We start from the raw sequence: 18,190 nt of genomic DNA on the forward strand, positions 1-18,190 counted from the left end.
TCCTGTAAATAATTACTTTTCTATCATCAAAACGTACAATACGCACTTTTTTTATGCCTTACGTTTCGATTTACCTTTTTTATTTTTCTTTCGATATCTTGGAGTCTCTCTTTTATGTTGCTCCCACGTTTTATTAAATGATGGAAATTTAAATCTGCAATATGCTAATAGCTGAAATTCAGCTGCACCGATTGCTATCGTATACATTAAAAAGGTCCCTACTACATACATAAATAAATCATCAAACCCATAATCGTTATGAAAATATATCAAAATAAGAATAGTTACTGCGTATAGTGTAGCCCACTTCATCATCTTTCCTTTTCCTTTACTAAAAAAGGAAGCGGATCTTTCATCCATACTAAACGCACCTTCACTCGCTTGCTTAAGTGTATCAAGCGTTGTAACAATATGAACAACAACTGCTCCTAAAAATAACAATCCTGCATACAGTAATGTAATCTGATCAATTGAATTATTAGCCATTTTAGTACCAATCAAAACTACGAGTAAGATTATTGCCATTTGAAATGCATTTAATAATACAACAAGTGTTTGTAGCTTTTGAAATTTAAATTGAGCTTTTGGAAATAAATATAGAATGAAAAAAATTACTTGCAGAGCATATAACAACACTTCCAGCTTAACAATTCCTATATTAAGGAGGACCATACAGTAATCCCAATCACCTGATACAATAATAGAAAAAACAGCTATTGAACTATAAAGTATTCCTCCAAACATAAATCCTGTAGCACCCTCAGGACTTAAACGATCATTACATGTCATCCTAAACTTATCTAAATCTTCTTCTTTTATATTCCACATCCTGGCCCTTCACCTTCTATACGTTTCAATTATTTTTCGCGCACTAAAATTCTATTAATATATTATTTATCCCGCTTTAATGGGCAGTAAGACCCCCACCTCAAAATGCAGCGAAAGCAAAGAAGTTAGGTGGGGGATCAACTGCCCATAAAAGTCCGATTGGTTCAACTAATAATCAGTGGGGGATGAAGAACCCCCCCACTGATTAAAGTTTCACTTTATTTTTCGTTTTGAATTTCTTATTTCGCTTTCGAATTCTCCCACGCATTCTCTTATTCTCTTCCCACGTCATATGAAATGACTTAAATTTGAATCTACAGTACGCCAATAGTTGGAATTCTGCCGCTCCGATTGCAACCGCATACATTAATACAGTTCCTACTCCATACATAACAAAAAAATCAATTGAATAATCATTTTGAAAATACATCAAAATAAGTAGTATGAATATATATATTATAGCTCCCTTTATCATAGCCCCTTTTGTCTTACTAAAAAACGATGTGGATCTTTCATCACTACTAAATGCACCTTTACTTGCTTGTTTAAATGTATCTAGCGTTGCTACAATATGGATAATAACTGCTCCTACAACTAGTAGCCCGGTATACATCCTACCAATTGAATTGTCAGCCATTTCAGAAACAATCGAAACTACCAATAATATTGTTCCAAGTTGAAACGCATATAGTAATACGATTAGCGTTTGTAACTTTTGAAATTTAAAACATGCTTTCGGAAATAGATATATAATTAAAAATATAATTTGAATACTAAATAACACAATTTCAGTTTTAACAATTGCTCTATCAAAAAAATTGTTGTAGTAATTCAAATCACCTACAAAAATAATAAACATAAATATTGAAATATAAAATATTGTTCCAAGCATAAAACCCGTAGCACCTTCAGGACTTAAACGTCCTTGACATGTTATTCGAAACTTATCTAAATCTTCTTCTTTTATATCCCACATCCTGACTCTTCACCCTCTATACAGTTTAAATAATCCTCATACACTTAATTCTATTTCACTCTTACTTACTTTTCGTTTTGGATTTTGTATTTCGCTTTCGAATTCTCCCACGCATTCTCTCATTCTCTTCCCACGTTATATTAAATGACTTGAATTTGAATCTGCAATACACTAAGAGCTGGAACTCTGCCGCTCCTATTGCTACTGCATACATAACAACATTACATATAACATAACCAAACATTGTGTTTAATGAGTAATTATTATTTATATAAATCAAAACAAGAAGAATTAACACATAAATTACAGCACCTCGTATAACATGTCCCTTTGTTTTACTAAAAAATGAAGCTGATTTGTCCCCACTACTAAATGCACCCTCGCTCGCTTGTTTAAATGTATCAACTGTTGTCACAATATGAACAATAATTCCACCTAATACTAATAGCCCTACATAAACACGTGTATGGAGATCAATTGAATGCTCTATCATCCCAGAAAGAACAAATAACGTGCATCCGATAGTTCCAAGTTGAAATGCATATAATAATATCACGAGCGTTTGTAATTTTTGAAATTTATAACGAACTTTAGGGAATAAATATAGTATTAAAAACATTACTTGCAAACCATATAACACTAATTCAACCCTAACAATTACCTTATCAAACAAGGTAGTATAATAATCTATTCCTCCCACAAAAATAATAACCATAAATAATGAAGTATAAAATATCGTTCCGAGCATAAAACCCGCAGCACCTTCAGGACTTAAACGCCCTTGACATGTCATTCGAAACTTATCTAAATCTTCTTCTTTTATATTCCACACCCTGACATTTCACCTTCTATACAGTTTAAATAATTTTCATTCACTTCAATTCTATTTCACTCTTATTTATTTTTCGTTTTGAATTTCTTATTTCGCTTTCGAATTCTCCCACGCATTCTCTCATTCTCTTCCCATGACATATGAAATGACTTGAATTTAAATCTACAATACATTAATAGCTGAAATTCAGTTGCACCAATGGCTACTGTATATAGTAAAACAATACCTACCGCATAAAGAACTAAAACATCAATTCCATAACCATTATGAATATATATCAAAATAAGCAGGATTAGCGCATATATTGTAGCCCACTTCATCACATTGCCTTTTGTTTTACTGAAAAATGAGAACGTGCTTTTGGAAATGAATATAGAATTAAAAAGATGAATTGTAAGCTATATAAAACAATTTCAATTTTAACAATTGTTTTGTCAAAGAAAGCATTATAATACTCCAAGCCCTCCATAAAAATAAAAAACATAAATACTGAAGTATAAACTATCCCTCCAATAAAGAAAACCATAGCACCCTCAGGACTTAAACGATTATTACATGTCATCCTAAATTCATCTAAATCTTCTTCTTTTATTTTCCACATATAATTACACCATCTTTTCTAAAATCATGTAATAACTCTATATTTGTAAACAAACTAGGAGTGAATAAATTTTTTGGCATTTCATATTAAACTAGCCTTTTTTACTTTTTCTAATAAACATAAAATATAACAATAACATCGATATTAACCCTGTCCCACCGCCCAACACCCCTCCATATTCTTCTAGATATATGCAAGAAATATACTACCAATAAAAAATATTATTCAGAAGATAACAATCCACTTCCCCAGAAACTCTACTACTTTATATAGAATTAAAAAGATAAATATAATCCCAACAATAATAGGTGCTATTACACTTTCAAATAAACCTTTTTCTTTTTTTACAGCTTTAGAATCTTTATTCAAGATATTACATTCCTCCCTTTACTAGTTAATTTATGAATAATGTATTCATTCTATCTTCAATATAAGTTTACGAGTATCATTTATAACTTTCTTTTCAGTTTTTGTTTCGCTTTTGTTCTTTCTCTCTTATTCTTTTTCTATTTGCTATAAATTCTTGGCGTTCCTTTTCATGTTGTTCCCACGTAATATTAAATGATGGAAATTTAAAGCGACAATACACCAATAGGACGAATTCTGCTGATACTACAGCGAATATATATAATATTATTGTTTGTGTCACATAAATTGCCATTTCATCAAATGTATAATTAAGGTTTAAAAAAATTAATACAAGTAGAACTATTACACCGATCGTTATTCCGATCAATAAATATAATTTCGTGTTAGTAAAAAATGAGACAGCCGGTCCTTCTAATTTATATCCTCCATGCTTTGCTTTTCTAAAAACATCGATCGTTGCTACAATGTGGGTACAGATTGCTCCTAATAGTATTAAACCGATATAAACCAATGTTTTATTGTCACATGGAAAATCATATATTCCTTCAACAACCATAACTATGAAAGGTAATGTCGCTAACTGAAAAGCATAAAATACAGTTACGATTGTTTGTAGTTTCTGTAATTTAAAAGCAACCTTTGAAGACATGAAAATTATTAAAAAAATCAACTCCAAAATGTATAACTTTACCTCAGATCGTACCAAAAATGTTTCAAAAGGTGTTAAAGAAATCTTATCACCGTTCAGCAAAACACCTAAAAACATGATGAGCATTGGTATAGAAGTATATGCAAAAACTCCTACATAAAAGATTCTTATATAATCCGGACTTAATCCATTTTTATTTGCAATTTTGAAAAAACCTAAATCTTCTTCCTTTATTTTAAGCATTCATCTTTCCTCATTTCGATGCAAAACTTATTTTATTTCTTTTTCTTTCTTTTCTTCTCTCTCTTTATAACGCTTTAAGAATTCCTGACGCTCCGTTTCGTGTTCCTCCCACGAAATATAAAATGATGGAAATTTAAATCTACAATAGGCTAATAATTGGAACTCTGCTGCACCTATGGCTACTGTGTACATTACAAGGGTTCCTGCCATATACCCCACTAAAACCCCTGTTTCATAATTATTATGAAAATAAATTAAAATAAGAAGGGTTAGTACATATATCGTAATACCAATCATTGTATTGTTTTTTATTTTACTAAAAAATGAAGTTGCTCTTTCATCCATACTAAATGCTCCACTCTCTGCTTGTTTAAAGGTATCAATCGTTGTCACCAGATGAACAAAAACTGCTCCTAGGAATAATAAACCCACATACAATAATGTAATTTGATCAATTGAATAATTTGAAATTGCTGGAAGTATAAATAATGTGAATCCTATAGTTCCTAGCTGAAATGCAAATAATAATATCACAAATGCTTGCAACTTTTGATATTTGAAACGAGCTTTTGGAATTAGATATAGAATGAAAAAGATTACTTGCAAACCATATAACACTAATTCAATACTAACAATTATTTTGTCAAAGAGAGTTGGATAGTAACCCCAGCCAATCTTAATTAATGCTACCAAAATAAAAAGCATGAATAATGAACTATAAACTATTCCTCCAAACATAAACACCATAGAATCTTCTGGGCTTAAGCGATTTCTACATGTTATTTTAAATTCATCTAAATCTTTTTCTTTTATATTCCACATATAATTACACCATCTTTTCTAAAATCATGTAATAACTCTATTTTTGTAGACAAACTGAGAGTAAATAAATGTTTTTGGTATTTCATATTAAACTAACCTTTTTTACTTTTTTTAACAAACACAAAATACAGCGATAGCATTAGTATTAAGCCTATTCCACAAACCAATACACCTCCATATTCTTTCTGGTATAAAAAAATAAACATAATCCGACAATAATAGGTGCTATTACACTTTCAAATAAACCTTTTTCTTTTTTTACAGCTTTAGAATCTTTATTCAAGATATTACATTCCTCCCTTTACTAGTTAATTTATGAATAATGTATTCATTCTATCTTCAATATAAGTTTACGAGTATCATTTATAACTTTCTTTTCAGTTTTTGTTTCGCTTTTGTTCTTTCTCTCTTATTCTTTTTCTATTTGCTATAAATTCTTGGCGTTCCTTTTCATGTTGTTCCCACGTAATATTAAATGTTGGAAATTTAAAGCGACAATACACTAATAGGACGAATTCTGCTGATGCAACGGCAAATACATATAATATTATTGTTTGTAAAAAATAGAACACCATTGGCTTTAGCGCAAAATGAATACTTACAAAGATTAATATCAAAAGGACAACTATATAAATAAACATTCCAATTAACATCCAAAGTTTTGTATTAGTAAAAAATGAGGCTGACTCCCCTTTTAACTTATAGCCTCCATATTTTGCTTTTTTAAAAGTATGGATTGTTATTACAATATGAGTAATTATCGCTCCTAATAATAATAGACCTACATAAAATACTGTTAGATTTTCACAAGAATATCCAAATATTGCTTCAATTAATACATATGCATAACCTACCGTTGCAACCTGAAACGAGTTAAAAACAATTACAACGGCTTGTAACTTTTGTAATTTAAATCTTAATTTCGGAAATGAATAGATTATCAAAAAAAGGATTTGCAGAATATATAATGCTAACTCTACAGAAACAATTATTCGTTCAAAAGATTTTGGATAAGTCTCCCAACCAAGTTGTAAAAAACCCAAAATAATAAAAAACATCGGTAATGAAGCGTATACAAAAACTCCAACTAAAAAGGCCATTACACCATCAGGACTTAATCGGTTTTTATTTGTAATTTGAAAAAATCCTAAATCTTCTTCCTTTATTTTAAGCATTCATCTTTCCTCATTTCGACACAAAACTTATTTTATTTCTTTAGTTTTCTTTTTTCCTTCTCTTTATAAAGCTTTAGTCTTTTCTGACGTCCCCTTTCGTGTTCCTCCCACGAAATATAAAATGACGGAAACTTAAATCTACAATAGGCTAGTAGTTGGAACTCAGCTGCGCCTATTGCTATCGCGTACATGATGAACGTAAATATAAAGTAACCAAACATTATGCTCAATGAGTAATTATTTTGTATATAAATTAAAACAAAAAGAATTAGTACATAAATTACCACTCCCAACATTACATTTTTCTTTGCCTTATTAAAAAATGAAGTAGATTTTTCTCCCATACTAAATGCACCTTTACTTGCTTGTTTAAAAGTATCAACTGTTGTTACACCATGAACAAGTATTGCTCCTAATACTAGTAAACCTACATAAATAAGCGTAATAAAATTAATAGAATAATTACTCATCCCTGGAAGAACAAATGCCGTAAGACCTATAGTACCTAACTGAAACGCATATAATAATATCACCAATGTCTGGAGCTTTTGAAATTTAAAACGTACCTTAGGGATCAGATATATAATAAAAAAGATTACTTGTAGGCTATATAACACCAATTCCATTCTAACTATTACTGTGTCAAAAAGAGTCGGATAGTAATCCCAGCCAAATCTAATTAATGCTACAAAAATAAAAAGCATCAATAACGAACCATAAAGCATTCCACCAAACATAAACAACATAGCTCCTTCAGGGCTTAAACGATGTCTACATGTTATTTTAAATTCATCTAAATCTTCTTCTTTTATGTTCCACATCCAATTGTCCCACCCTTAACTACATTCCCTTAAATCATGTAGATTAAAAATAAAAACCTTCTCATTTTGATGAAAAGAGAAGGTTCTATTAATCTCAGATATTGTTACATTATAATAATGATTCTTTTTAAGCTATTTCATAGTGCTCTGCTATTTTTTTACACATCTTTTTATATTCCAGCATCCACTCTGCTATTTCTTCTATCTCTTCATCAGTGGACTTTTTCTTATATTTAAAACCGATCACTTTCATATCCGAAAACACTTCTTCTTCCATTTCTTCATCTACCGGAATACATTGGATAATAACTTTCGTTGTGTTTGAGACTTGTACAAAAATTTCAAATGTGCCAACAAACATAGCAACCGTTCGGAATAATTCTTTATTACTCATATACAAAACCCTTGCAAGTTCTTCTGCAAGTTCAGGGTATATAAACAATACATCAATCATTTCAGCAGCTATTATGCAATCATCTACTGATACTTTCTCCAATATTTGCTGCTTAATTAATTCCCCAGTTTTATCCTCACAATCTTGTTGAAAATACACAGTTTTTTCTTTTGAAAATAGCCACATATGTAGACTCCCTTCCTACTAAAAACAACAATTAAAACTCTTAATTCAAGAATACCTTTATATTATTCTTCTATAAAACGAAACTAAAATCTGATTTTTACTTTTCATATTTCCAGAACTAAAAGTACACTAAATTATTATTGTGTATCCACTGCAATTTTTATTTCAACATACCGTAGCTCTTCATCACCGCTAAAAATATGATAAATAGGTGAAATCATATCAAGTTCATTATCTTCCATATACTGAAGCATCTCAGCATATGCATACTCGGTTAATGTTTCATAATCTCCTGTCAATCGTTTCACAAGCATGTCATCTACATAGTAATAGCTTCTAAATTTCATTGTTTCTAATGGTGGAACTTTATCCTCATATATCGGCATAAATAATTCAATATACATATTTTCATCTGAAGGAACATTTTTCAATGCATAAAATAGTGGACCTTTTGCTGTTAAGTTCGCTTTTTCTATTTCTAGCATAAAATCCTCAATCGAATCTTTCATATAGGTATAATGAATATAGTATTCTTTTGAAACAACATTTGTATATGCAATACTTTGACCTTCTATAATCATTTTACGGTTTCACCTACTTCTATAATAGGAGCGTAAATATCTAACCAAGTATCGCCGTATACATCTAAGCATACATGATAAAAACTACTATCTAATTTAATATGGTTTTGATTTGCCACCTCATGTATTAACTTATACACATCTTCAATATCACCATCTTCATCCGTAAAACGCACACTTAAAGCATCTTCAATTATTAAACCATCAATGTATTCATATGCAGAATCTTCCCCTAATTCCACACGTTCATTTACTGGCACACAATATGTATATTCACCATATGCTGGTTCATTTTCAAGTGGTTTATATTTAAAGAGAACCGGTCCTACTGCATAAATTCCATTACGGATAACTTGATTTCTCAGCGCAATAGCAGGTAGTAACCAATCTTCTTTTTTAACGACTTGAGTAATACTAATTAAATTTAATAATGATAATGCTTTATATTGAACTTTCACAACATCTACTCCCCTTAATCTTTATTTCTTTCTAACTCGAATAGAAACGTGCAATTTCTCATTTCATACACATAAATTAACAACTTATGCTATAGCAAAAATTCATTTCTTTTATTATCTACTTTTCGACTTGTTTTTTTTATTATATTTTCTAAATTTCTGTCGTTCTCTCTCATTCTCTTCCCATGTCATATTAAATGATTTAAATTTGAATCTACAGTACACTAAAAGTTGGAATTCAGCTGCACCTATGGCCACTGCATACATTAAAATTGTCCCTACTACATATAAAATTAATGTATTAAAGTTATAATCATTATGAAAATAAATGATTATAAGAAGAACTGATATATATATCATGCTACCTTTTATCATTCTTCCTTTTGTTTCACTAAAAAATGAACGAGACCTCTCATCCATGCTAAACGCACCTTCACTTGCTTGCTTAAACGTATCAATTGTTGTCACAATATGAAATATCACTGCTCCTATAAATAATAACCCTACACAAATTAAAGTCATTCGATCAATTGAATAGTCAGTCATTCCAGGAAGAACTAACATTGTAAATGTAATTGTTCCTAATTGAAATGCATATAATAATACAACGAGCGTTTGTAACTTCTGAAATTTATAACGTGCTTTTGGAAAGGAATATAGTATTAGAAAAATTATCTGCAAGCCATACAACACAAGTTCAATACTAACCAGTGTTTTTTCAAACATAGTAGTATAAAAACCCCAACCAAACTTCACCAATGCTCCTATAATAAATAGCATCATTAATGAATCGATAATTATTGTTCCTAGCATAAATCCCGTCGCACCTTCAGGACTTAAACGCCTTCCGCATGTTTTTCTAAATTCCTCTAACTCTTCTTCTTTTATGTTCCACATACTCTATCTGCACCTTTCTTGTAGCCGAATTACCAAAATAGATCCCTAAGTTTTGTTGTTATTTTTTTTACTCCTTTTTTAGTAGCATCAATTGCACTGTCTCCCCCAAATATACTCGTTTTCGTATTTAATCCTACCGTAATAACTACCCCAACGCCAGCTCCTACAACAGTTCCAATAGGCGGAAGGAAAAACGATCCCGCTACAGCACCAGCTGCAGCCGCCCCAGCAGTTGCTCCAACATCTACTGCTGAATCTGTTGCTATATCTGCTACATCATGTAATTGCCATCCATCTTTTTGAGCTTCAGCAATGTTATTTCCAACTGACACAACCGCTCCAAATATGGCCGCTCCTTTCAAAAGCTTACCAGTATTTCCAAGTTCTTTAAATGCTTCTTTCCATTGCCCAGGATGTAAATCTTTTAACCCTTTTACATACTCCGTTTTAAACGAACTCCATCCTCTTTCTTTAATTGCAGTAGGTAACCCTTTGTTACTCCAATCCTGTTGGAACTTTTGAAAATCTTGAAATTCCGGTAATTTATAGATCCCTTTTCTTGCTTTTCTTACTTGTTCATTCGTGATTCTCGCATTTTCTACACCATCCAATTTAAGTCCATTTTTTAAATAACGAAATATACTATCATCACTACTATCCATCTTAAGTAATCTATACACTTCCACTAAATCTTCTTTTTGACGTGTTGATAGTGTAAACTTTCCTTTTCCTTTTCGACCATTAGAATCAAATAAAACACTTAAATCATAGTTCTTTTTGGCATAATACATACGAGCAAAAGCGGCCACCAAAAATTTACCACCCTTTTGTCGAATATCAAACGTCGTCATGCTCTCAGAAATACCATTTATTAAGTTTCCATTCCATCCACCAGCCATAATTTTTTCGACTATCTTACTAGAAAAATCTCCATTGGCTGCCTGTATTTCTTTCATCCCCTTGTCTAATGAACTTAACATTTCATTAAAATGTTGAAGTTCATTTTGCTGACTATTATACGTTTCTAATTTTTCTAGCGTATCACTAATTTCCTTTTGACTTTTTTGGATTCCTTCAGATATTCCTGAAGATGATGGATACTGAGTTGGGACAATGTCTGCTATAGTCGATATAGTTTGTTTTGCTTCTTCATTAGAACGATCAAATTCATTGCTGTACCCATTAATTTTTTTCTTTACATTATCTAAATAGTTCCCATAAATCTTTGTGTCACTATCACTATCAACTGTACTATTAAAACTCTCTATTGCTTTTTGAAATTCATTTTTCAACTCTTCCGCTGCAATTTGAAATCCAGCAATCGTAGTACCATGTACTCTAGAAAAATACCTCTTTATTTCATCTGCTGCTTTCCCTTGAAAAGAATTAAGTTGGTTCAAATCATCTATTTTCCCTAATAAGGTTTCAAAATATTGATTTAGTTCGTCAGCACTTGTTTGAAATCTTTTTTGTAATTCGTTTACTTCTTGTAATTCAATATTTTTATCCACGTTTCTCTCCCCTTATTTCATTTTTACGTAGAATGTTTTCTAGTGCTGCTGTATACCAACTTTTAGTTCTTGCCCAAGTTTTGCATCTTTCTCTACCATTTTTGCTCCAATTTCTTGCACTCTACTTATATCATTTTCTAACAATTTCTCATATCGCTGAACTTTCTGAGAAAGTTTTTCAATCGCTTCACAATATTTTTTCAGTTTACTTAAATTAGTACGATGTAACTGCATACCATTAAATTTAGTCTTACCTAAATCACTAGCACCACTTTTCAAATCACTTACTTTCGCATCAAATACCCCTTTATTTAATTTAATTTCCCCCATTTATCATTTCCCCGCCTTCTGTACTTCTACTTGAATATTAGCGTCAACCATTGAAACACTTCTACTTAGAGAAAGAATACTAGACTCACATGTAGCGATTTCTCTTTCAAGCCGCCGTATAGCTTGATCGATGTCTTCTTGCACTCTCCCTAGTTCTCCAATAAACTTCCCTAAATTCGAAATGACTTGTTGTTCATATGTTTCTTTAAAAGTAGTTGCTCTTTGCCCTTTCCAACTACTCTCGTTTATTTCTAAAGACTTAAACTGCTCTTGATTTTGTTTAATTGCTTCAAGATTATTTACAAATTTCCCCTTAGCAGTTATTAGCCTTCGTAGTTTCATTTGTAATTCAGCCAATTGCCCTTGTTGATGACTTATACTACTTAATAAACCCGATTTTTGACTATTTAATTCCTCTATCCCCATGCAAATCCCCCCTTAAATAGTTGGCACTTTAATTCTAGTAGCAAAACGATTTTCAACAAAATACCCTTCAAATGGATTTAATTTTGTACTACTTAAATCTTTATTAGATACATCGAAGACCATTTGGCCTGATGATTTTCTAAGTAAAATAACATGAGATTGCGTTTTTATTGTTTTTGAAACTAAGTCATATCGACTGTCAATTGAATCAACATCACAGCCAATTACGAAGTGGATGCCCATAAATGCACCATTTGTTATTAATTCCGCTAAACTATATATATCGCTATCTTCTAAATTACTTAAAATATCATTTACATCTGCAATTACGATTACAATCGGCTTAAATTTCTTAATAAATTCTGCCGGGTTCACTGTTTCACTTGATGCTTCCTGCTCCTCTTTAAACGCCGCTTCTCTCGATTTATAAGCGTTTGTAACTTGTTTAATCGTTTTCTCAATTCCTGTTTTTTCAGCTACATATAAAGCAGCGCTCTCTCTATAGTTTGAGAAATTTCGTGTTCTTGTATCAATTAAACCTAGGTCAAAGTGTCCACTGCCTGCTAACTGTTGAAGGAATTGATGAACTACATTTTCAACTTCATCTTTCTTAATTCCCCCTACAACAATATTAGACGCTTCCGTTAAATCTAATTCGAGAGGCGTAACGTTTTCTGTCTCTACACCAAATGTTAGTTTGCCTGCTTCAATAATTTTTCTTGTTTCTGGCCATGCAATGAATTCCTTGTATTCCAGAACTTCAGGTACCATAGGAATTGCTTTCGGTCTTTCTCCATCCCAGAAGGAATCCATCTCTTTTCCTTCAGCTTGTATATTTTCAATTCGAGTAAGGACCTCTTCTCCATTTGTCGGTAAAGCTGTTTGGAAGATTGTTGGTTCGTCAATTTTAACTAAACCACGGCCTGCTAATTCTTCAATTTTTAACTCTGTTCTTCCTACAATAGCTCTAGATTCTGCCTCATCTATCATATATAGAGCAATTTGTAGTTTAATATTTGTATTTACTTGTACTCTCAATGCATTTTGACGTGTAGCCGTAAGCATTAAATGAATTCCTACTGCTGCCCCTTCACGTACAATTTGTGCAATAATGCGTTCAAAGTCTTCGACAAATCCAGCTTCTCTAACAGCATCATAGTTATCTAACGTAATTAATATTGTTGGTAATACTTCTTTACTAGCTCTCTCATACATTTCAAGACTCGCAACACCATATTTACTTAGCAATTGCTTTCTATCTTTTAATAGGTCTTCTATGCGACGAAGAAATTTCTCGCATTTTTCAACTTGATCTAATGTAATGATGTCTGCCACATGCGGTAATGATTTTAATGGCATTAAACCGTTCGTTCCGAAGTCTAATAAATACACATGCAAATGCTCCGGACTATGCTGACGAGCTACATCCATAATGACTGATTGTAAGAATGTTGATTTTCCGTAGCCTGGGCTTGAGAAGACCGCTACGTGTCCGTCTTTACTAATATCTAGTGTTAATGGTGTTTGTGATTGTAATTCAGGCTGATCTAGTAGACCAATTGTTGCTTGTAATGGTTTCTTTTCTTTCGTCCATGCTTCTTTGAACTGAATAGCATGTAAGTCTTGTAAATATACGCTTTCTGGAAGTGGTGGTAACCACGGTCTTGCTAATGCTTCAATTTCATTTATTTCTGCGTAATCGTGAATGTAGTCAATAACAGCATCCAGTTCAGACGGTACGCTTATTACTTCTTTACTGCTACCAAGTCCACTTAAGTCTTCACTTAATATTTCATATTGTCCTAGATCATTTATTGCATAGATTGTTGCATCTAAATGTTCTTTATCCTCTTTATTTTCTACATAGTCTGCTCCGCTCCAAGCTGATTGGAATAGTTCATAAATTTCATTATTCCCAACTTGTAAGTAAGCACGTCCTGGTAATGTAATTTCAGCAGCATCTGGCGTTTTTAAAATTTCATTACTATCTGACGTATTTTGAACTTTTAGTGCTAGTTTGAATTTCGAGTTACTCCAAATTTGATCATCTACAACACCACTCGGTTTTTGCGTAGCTAATATTAAATGGATTCCGAGTGAACGACCGATACGCGCTGTTGAAACTAACTCTTTCATAAATTCTGGTTGTTCTGACTTCAATTCCGCGAATTCATCACTAATTAAAAATAGATGCGGCATCGGCTCACTTACTAAGCCTTCTTTATACAGTTTTTGATACTGATTAATATGGTTTACATCATTTTCACCAAATAATCGTTGTCTTTTCTGTAATTCAGCTTTAATTGATGCGAGCGCTCTCATACTTTGTGCTCCATCTAAGTTCGTAATTGTTCCTAATAAATGCGGTAAGTTTTTGAATAAATTCGCCATACCGCCGCCTTTATAGTCAATTAGTAAAAAGGCTACTTCGTACGGGTGGAAATTTACTGCTAGAGATAATATATACGATTGTATAATTTCCGATTTACCTGAACCCGTTGTACCTGCTATTAATCCGTGTGGTCCGTGTGCTTTTTCGTGTAAGTTTAAGTTTACGATATCTTCTTTACCACGTAATCCAAGTGGTACAGCTAAAGATTTATGCGCTGCATTTTTCTCCCAACGACTTGTAATATTCAGTTCTTTTACTTTTTCAACGCCATACATTTCTAAAAATGTTACGCTTTCTGGAATACTATTTTTTAAGTTTTGCAAATGATTTAATGGTGCTAATGCCCGTGAAATATCTTCTAAATTGAATCCTTTTGGCACATGATTTAGTTTAAATTGACGGTTAACAAGTTCTCCTTGCTCTAAGATGATGTTCCCTTGTTTTGCATCTCTTATATCTATTACCGTTTTCACATGCTCCGGTAAACTTTGCATAACATCTTGTACAAATACGAGTGATACACCTAATTGACTCGGATCATCATTAAAGAATTCCATAACAACATGGTCTAATATTAGTTTTTCATCTGTAATGAGAACGACATAGTGCGGTGCAAAGTACATTTTTTCATTAGTAGAACTTTTTTCATCTAGTTTTAATTTTCGTTCTTTCAATATTTGATACAAACTATTTAACACTTGATCACGGCTACGATCATGGTATACAAATCCACGTACATTTATATCGCGAACACTTCCATGAGGTAACCAGCGCATCCAATCCCATTTTTCTTTTTCTTCTTCCGGAAAAATAGTAATAAACTGCAAGTCATAATAACTATGGAATAAAGCCGTTTGTGCAACTAATAATTGTAATTGCTCTAACACTAAAGAGCGTTGACCAATATAACCGACTGGTCCATTCATTAAATCTGTTACAACTGGTACATCTTCCAACGATAGATAACGCTGTCTTAGTTCACGTGCTATATCAATTAATTCATCTTTCGTTTGACTAAATTCTTCTTCATTAAATTGAATTTCAAAACTCGTATTAGCTTGTCCTGTTCCAACGCTAAATGTTAAGAAATCATGATGTAACATTGTTTTTTCATAAATTCGAGGATTTACTTGAACTGCCATATTACGTATTACTTCTACATTTGGATTGTGATAATGTAATGCGTGACGCTGTTTTTCACTTTCTGCATGTAAATCTTTCGTTTTTTGTTTTATATACTCTCTATAGCTTTTATCTCGTTCAACAATGTCGACTTTATATTGCTTCAAATTTTTAATATACGATGTGACAGAAACAATGATTGTTACTAATGTCATCGCAATCGATGCGATAATAAACATTCCATATTTCATGAAAATAGCAAGTAATACAGTTACGACAATCATGACAAGTGAAGGTGCAATGATTCTTGCTAAATGCTCCGTTGGTTTTGATGGCATACTTGAAGGCTTTGCAATTGTCATTTTCTCTTCTGGTTCACGGTAAATAATACGTGGTGAACGATGATAGTCTGGATAACCACTTTGATAATTCGTTTCTGATTCTACTAAAATAGGTAACGCAGATTTCACTTTATCTTCTGAAGAAAGTACTTGAATGTCTTCACTACCAATCTCCAATAAAATACCATCAAAATATAATACGTCTCCTGATTCCAACATAACGCTATCTTTTAACTTCGTATAATTATGAAATACATCCCCGCCATACACGTTCACTTTAAAAGAATCGTACAACGTTTCGCGAGATAGCATTAAATCTACACTAGTCCCGGTAATAGAAATATCATCGTAATCGTTTTGACTCACTGTAAGAGAATGTTTCGTTCCAATATCAAACACTTTAGTTGTGCCAACAATAGATATAAAGATTTTCAAGCTCACATCTCTTGTTTTCCCAATCTCAATTTCCTTATTGAATTCTATTAATTGATCCTGTACCATCCAAGCATTTACTTCATTATTCCACTTTAACTCTACTTCTTGTTCTAAACTTGGATTCGTAATATCATTTGTCCACTCTTTTCCAATCGACACTATTGATTGCTCATTTGGATGTAATGTGCACTTATATATTTTGTCTCCATAAGTCAATACTAATAGTTGCTCCATCCGTGTTCACTGCTCCTTTTCAACTGTCTCATCAATTGCTTACTCTTTTTTCTCTGTGTCCGACAAATTTTTATCGTTTGATGAATTGCCATATTTCTTTTTATATTCATCTAATTGTTGCTCATATGTTTTTAACTTTTGATCACGTTCTTCCCCTGATAAATCTGGATTATTTTTCAGTGATTCAATTTGTTTAACAAGGCCGTACATAATAAGCTGAGGATCATCAAGTGTCTTAGCTAAATCTAATGATTTATCAAAATTACCTTTTCCGTTATACATCCAATACAGCAAATACTTTTCATCACTTTTCAAACTAATATTTTTCATAATTGATTTCTTTTGAGCTTCACCTAGTTTTTCAGCTGTAATGTATGCAAATGCTAACTCATATTTAGATGCAATCGGTAATGATTCAAACTCCTCTTCATTCAATTGCGTAATGACTTTGTCATAATCAGTTGCTATAAAACTTGCATTTGCTTCTAACAATTTATTTTGGTAAGGAAATTTTATAAAAGTGAAATATATTAAAGGAGCAGCTAAAATAACTGTTGCCGCTATGAAGGAAAAAGCTAAGTATTTAAACGATTTATAGCTTTTTTTAGGTACTAACTGCATATTTTTTTCTGTTTTTGTTTGTTCCTTCTCAAAGCTGTCATCAAGAAACTGCAGTAATGCATCTAAGCTTTCCATTTGAGCAACGGTCTGTTCAAATGTTGTTTCTTTTGCATCTTTTAGTAACCCAGCATACAAATCATCAAAGTTATGTTTTTGGGAGAATAAAGCAATAATTAGACACTTATATTGTGTTAAAAATTGCTCTTCTAATAACGGGGTTGGCGGAACAATATCTCGAATTCCTCTATGTATAATACTTGGTATTAAATTAGCATTAAAAACTATATTGTCTGGATGTAAAAAGAACGTGATTCGTTTATTTAAATATTTACGAAACTGCGCAACATTCCGAAGTAGTCTTAATTTCTCATTTCTTCCAAAACGGCTAAGATCGTCCCACTTATATAATTTTTTATCTACTTGATATAGAAACGTAAACATATCATCCGTTTCTTCTATTGTTAATGGTACAAATTCAGATGATTCGCCCGTAATTATATCGAATTGACGGAAGTCTTTTATACGTGTTTGAGATTTGGTCATCTCCAATTTCCAATTTTCTTTTTCTATTTGAAATTGATAGTTCATTGCATCAATTTGAATTATTTTTTCCGTCATGTTTATCCTCTTCTCCTTTTCTTTATAACCCGTAATAACTTATTTTCAAATAACTAAAAGTAAAAAATATTCTTTATAAAACTTGCAAAATATCTCCATCTGTTATTTGGTGATCAATTAAACGATCATTATCTGTTAAAACAATTGACTTATTTTTCACTTTAATTACAAAATGTGAACCTTCATGATTATCAATCTTTAGCGTATCTAATAAGTTTTTTAATAAATATTTAATAGATTGATGATTCGGAATACGCAAATCATATGTATTTCCATTCCATTTACTAAAATCTACTGTCACATTGATATGTGTTTGTATTGCCATCGC

Annotated in this window: 17 protein-coding genes and 3 pseudogenes; all 20 read right to left on the reverse strand. The window is 31.8% G+C overall.

The features are described 5' to 3' along the window. Positions 1-51 precede the first annotated feature (51 nt). The 20 genes and pseudogenes from ACZDYH_RS13760 to ACZDYH_RS13855 all read right to left on the reverse strand — a co-directional run bounded on the left by ACZDYH_RS13760 (position 52) and on the right by ACZDYH_RS13855 (position 18,187). Positions 52-828: a hypothetical protein gene (locus tag ACZDYH_RS13760; protein ID WP_061113314.1), complete on the reverse strand. Its 777-nt coding sequence runs from the start codon at positions 826-828 to the stop codon at positions 52-54. 205 nt (positions 829-1,033) lie between these two features. Beyond that, complete coding sequence (locus ACZDYH_RS13765) at positions 1,034-1,804, reverse strand: hypothetical protein (RefSeq protein WP_000263483.1); 771 nt, start codon at positions 1,802-1,804, stop codon at positions 1,034-1,036. Between the two features lie 61 nt (positions 1,805-1,865). Beyond that, entirely contained in the window at positions 1,866-2,636 is a 771-nt protein-coding gene (locus ACZDYH_RS13770) for a hypothetical protein (RefSeq protein WP_000267135.1), read from the reverse strand. A gap of 62 nt (positions 2,637-2,698) precedes the next feature. Then, positions 2,699-3,237: pseudogene (locus ACZDYH_RS13775) on the reverse strand (hypothetical protein). 91 nt (positions 3,238-3,328) lie between these two features. Then, positions 3,329-3,606 (reverse strand): annotated as a pseudogene (locus tag ACZDYH_RS13780) (hypothetical protein). Between the two features lie 94 nt (positions 3,607-3,700). Then, positions 3,701-4,498, reverse strand: coding sequence for a hypothetical protein (locus ACZDYH_RS13785; protein WP_086412584.1), 798 nt, complete (start codon positions 4,496-4,498; stop codon positions 3,701-3,703). 27 nt (positions 4,499-4,525) lie between these two features. Further along, positions 4,526-5,320: a hypothetical protein gene (locus tag ACZDYH_RS13790; protein WP_088364054.1), complete on the reverse strand. Its 795-nt coding sequence runs from the start codon at positions 5,318-5,320 to the stop codon at positions 4,526-4,528. Between the two features lie 92 nt (positions 5,321-5,412). After that, positions 5,413-5,603, reverse strand: a pseudogene (locus ACZDYH_RS13795) (hypothetical protein). Positions 5,604-5,697: 94 nt separating this feature from the next. After that, a complete protein-coding gene (locus ACZDYH_RS13800; RefSeq protein WP_048558211.1) occupies positions 5,698-6,495 on the reverse strand; it encodes a hypothetical protein in 798 nt (265 codons plus the stop codon). Positions 6,496-6,527: 32 nt separating this feature from the next. Beyond that, positions 6,528-7,316, reverse strand: coding sequence for a hypothetical protein (locus tag ACZDYH_RS13805; RefSeq protein WP_474886399.1), 789 nt, complete (start codon positions 7,314-7,316; stop codon positions 6,528-6,530). A 127-nt stretch (positions 7,317-7,443) separates the two neighbouring features. Then, entirely contained in the window at positions 7,444-7,896 is a 453-nt protein-coding gene (locus tag ACZDYH_RS13810) for a hypothetical protein (protein WP_048558209.1), read from the reverse strand. 137 nt (positions 7,897-8,033) lie between these two features. Then, entirely contained in the window at positions 8,034-8,477 is a 444-nt protein-coding gene (locus ACZDYH_RS13815) for a DUF5085 family protein (RefSeq protein ID WP_048558208.1), read from the reverse strand. After that, a complete protein-coding gene (locus ACZDYH_RS13820; RefSeq protein WP_000868165.1) occupies positions 8,474-8,935 on the reverse strand; it encodes a DUF5085 family protein in 462 nt (153 codons plus the stop codon). Before ACZDYH_RS13820 ends, ACZDYH_RS13815 begins: the two co-directional genes overlap by 4 nt. 114 nt (positions 8,936-9,049) lie before the next feature. Continuing rightward, entirely contained in the window at positions 9,050-9,832 is a 783-nt protein-coding gene (locus ACZDYH_RS13825; RefSeq protein WP_048558207.1) for a hypothetical protein, read from the reverse strand. Between the two features lie 29 nt (positions 9,833-9,861). Then, a complete protein-coding gene (locus ACZDYH_RS13830) occupies positions 9,862-11,343 on the reverse strand; it encodes a T7SS effector LXG polymorphic toxin (protein ID WP_048558206.1) in 1,482 nt (493 codons plus the stop codon). Positions 11,344-11,382: 39 nt separating this feature from the next. Next, on the reverse strand, positions 11,383-11,673 hold the full coding sequence (locus tag ACZDYH_RS13835; RefSeq protein ID WP_000503889.1) for a TIGR04197 family type VII secretion effector: 291 nt from the start codon (positions 11,671-11,673) through the stop codon (positions 11,383-11,385). A gap of 3 nt (positions 11,674-11,676) precedes the next feature. After that, positions 11,677-12,099 carry a YwqH-like family protein gene (locus ACZDYH_RS13840; RefSeq protein ID WP_006923816.1) on the reverse strand — a complete coding sequence of 141 codons (423 nt, stop codon included), beginning with the start codon at positions 12,097-12,099 and terminating at the stop codon, positions 11,677-11,679. Positions 12,100-12,111: 12 nt separating this feature from the next. Then, positions 12,112-16,623 (reverse strand): type VII secretion protein EssC, encoded by a 4,512-nt coding sequence (gene essC, locus ACZDYH_RS13845; protein ID WP_474886402.1) that lies wholly within the window; start codon positions 16,621-16,623, stop codon positions 12,112-12,114. Positions 16,624-16,662: 39 nt separating this feature from the next. Continuing rightward, the gene (essB, locus tag ACZDYH_RS13850; RefSeq protein WP_000136611.1) at positions 16,663-17,862 is read right to left on the reverse strand and encodes a type VII secretion protein EssB; all 1,200 of its coding nucleotides are present in this window, start codon (positions 17,860-17,862) and stop codon (positions 16,663-16,665) included. A 73-nt stretch (positions 17,863-17,935) separates the two neighbouring features. After that, a complete protein-coding gene (locus tag ACZDYH_RS13855; protein WP_001007571.1) occupies positions 17,936-18,187 on the reverse strand; it encodes an EsaB/YukD family protein in 252 nt (83 codons plus the stop codon). Between the last annotated feature and the right edge of the window lie 3 nt (positions 18,188-18,190).

The organism is Bacillus sp. EB V-12 (assembly GCF_056158125.1).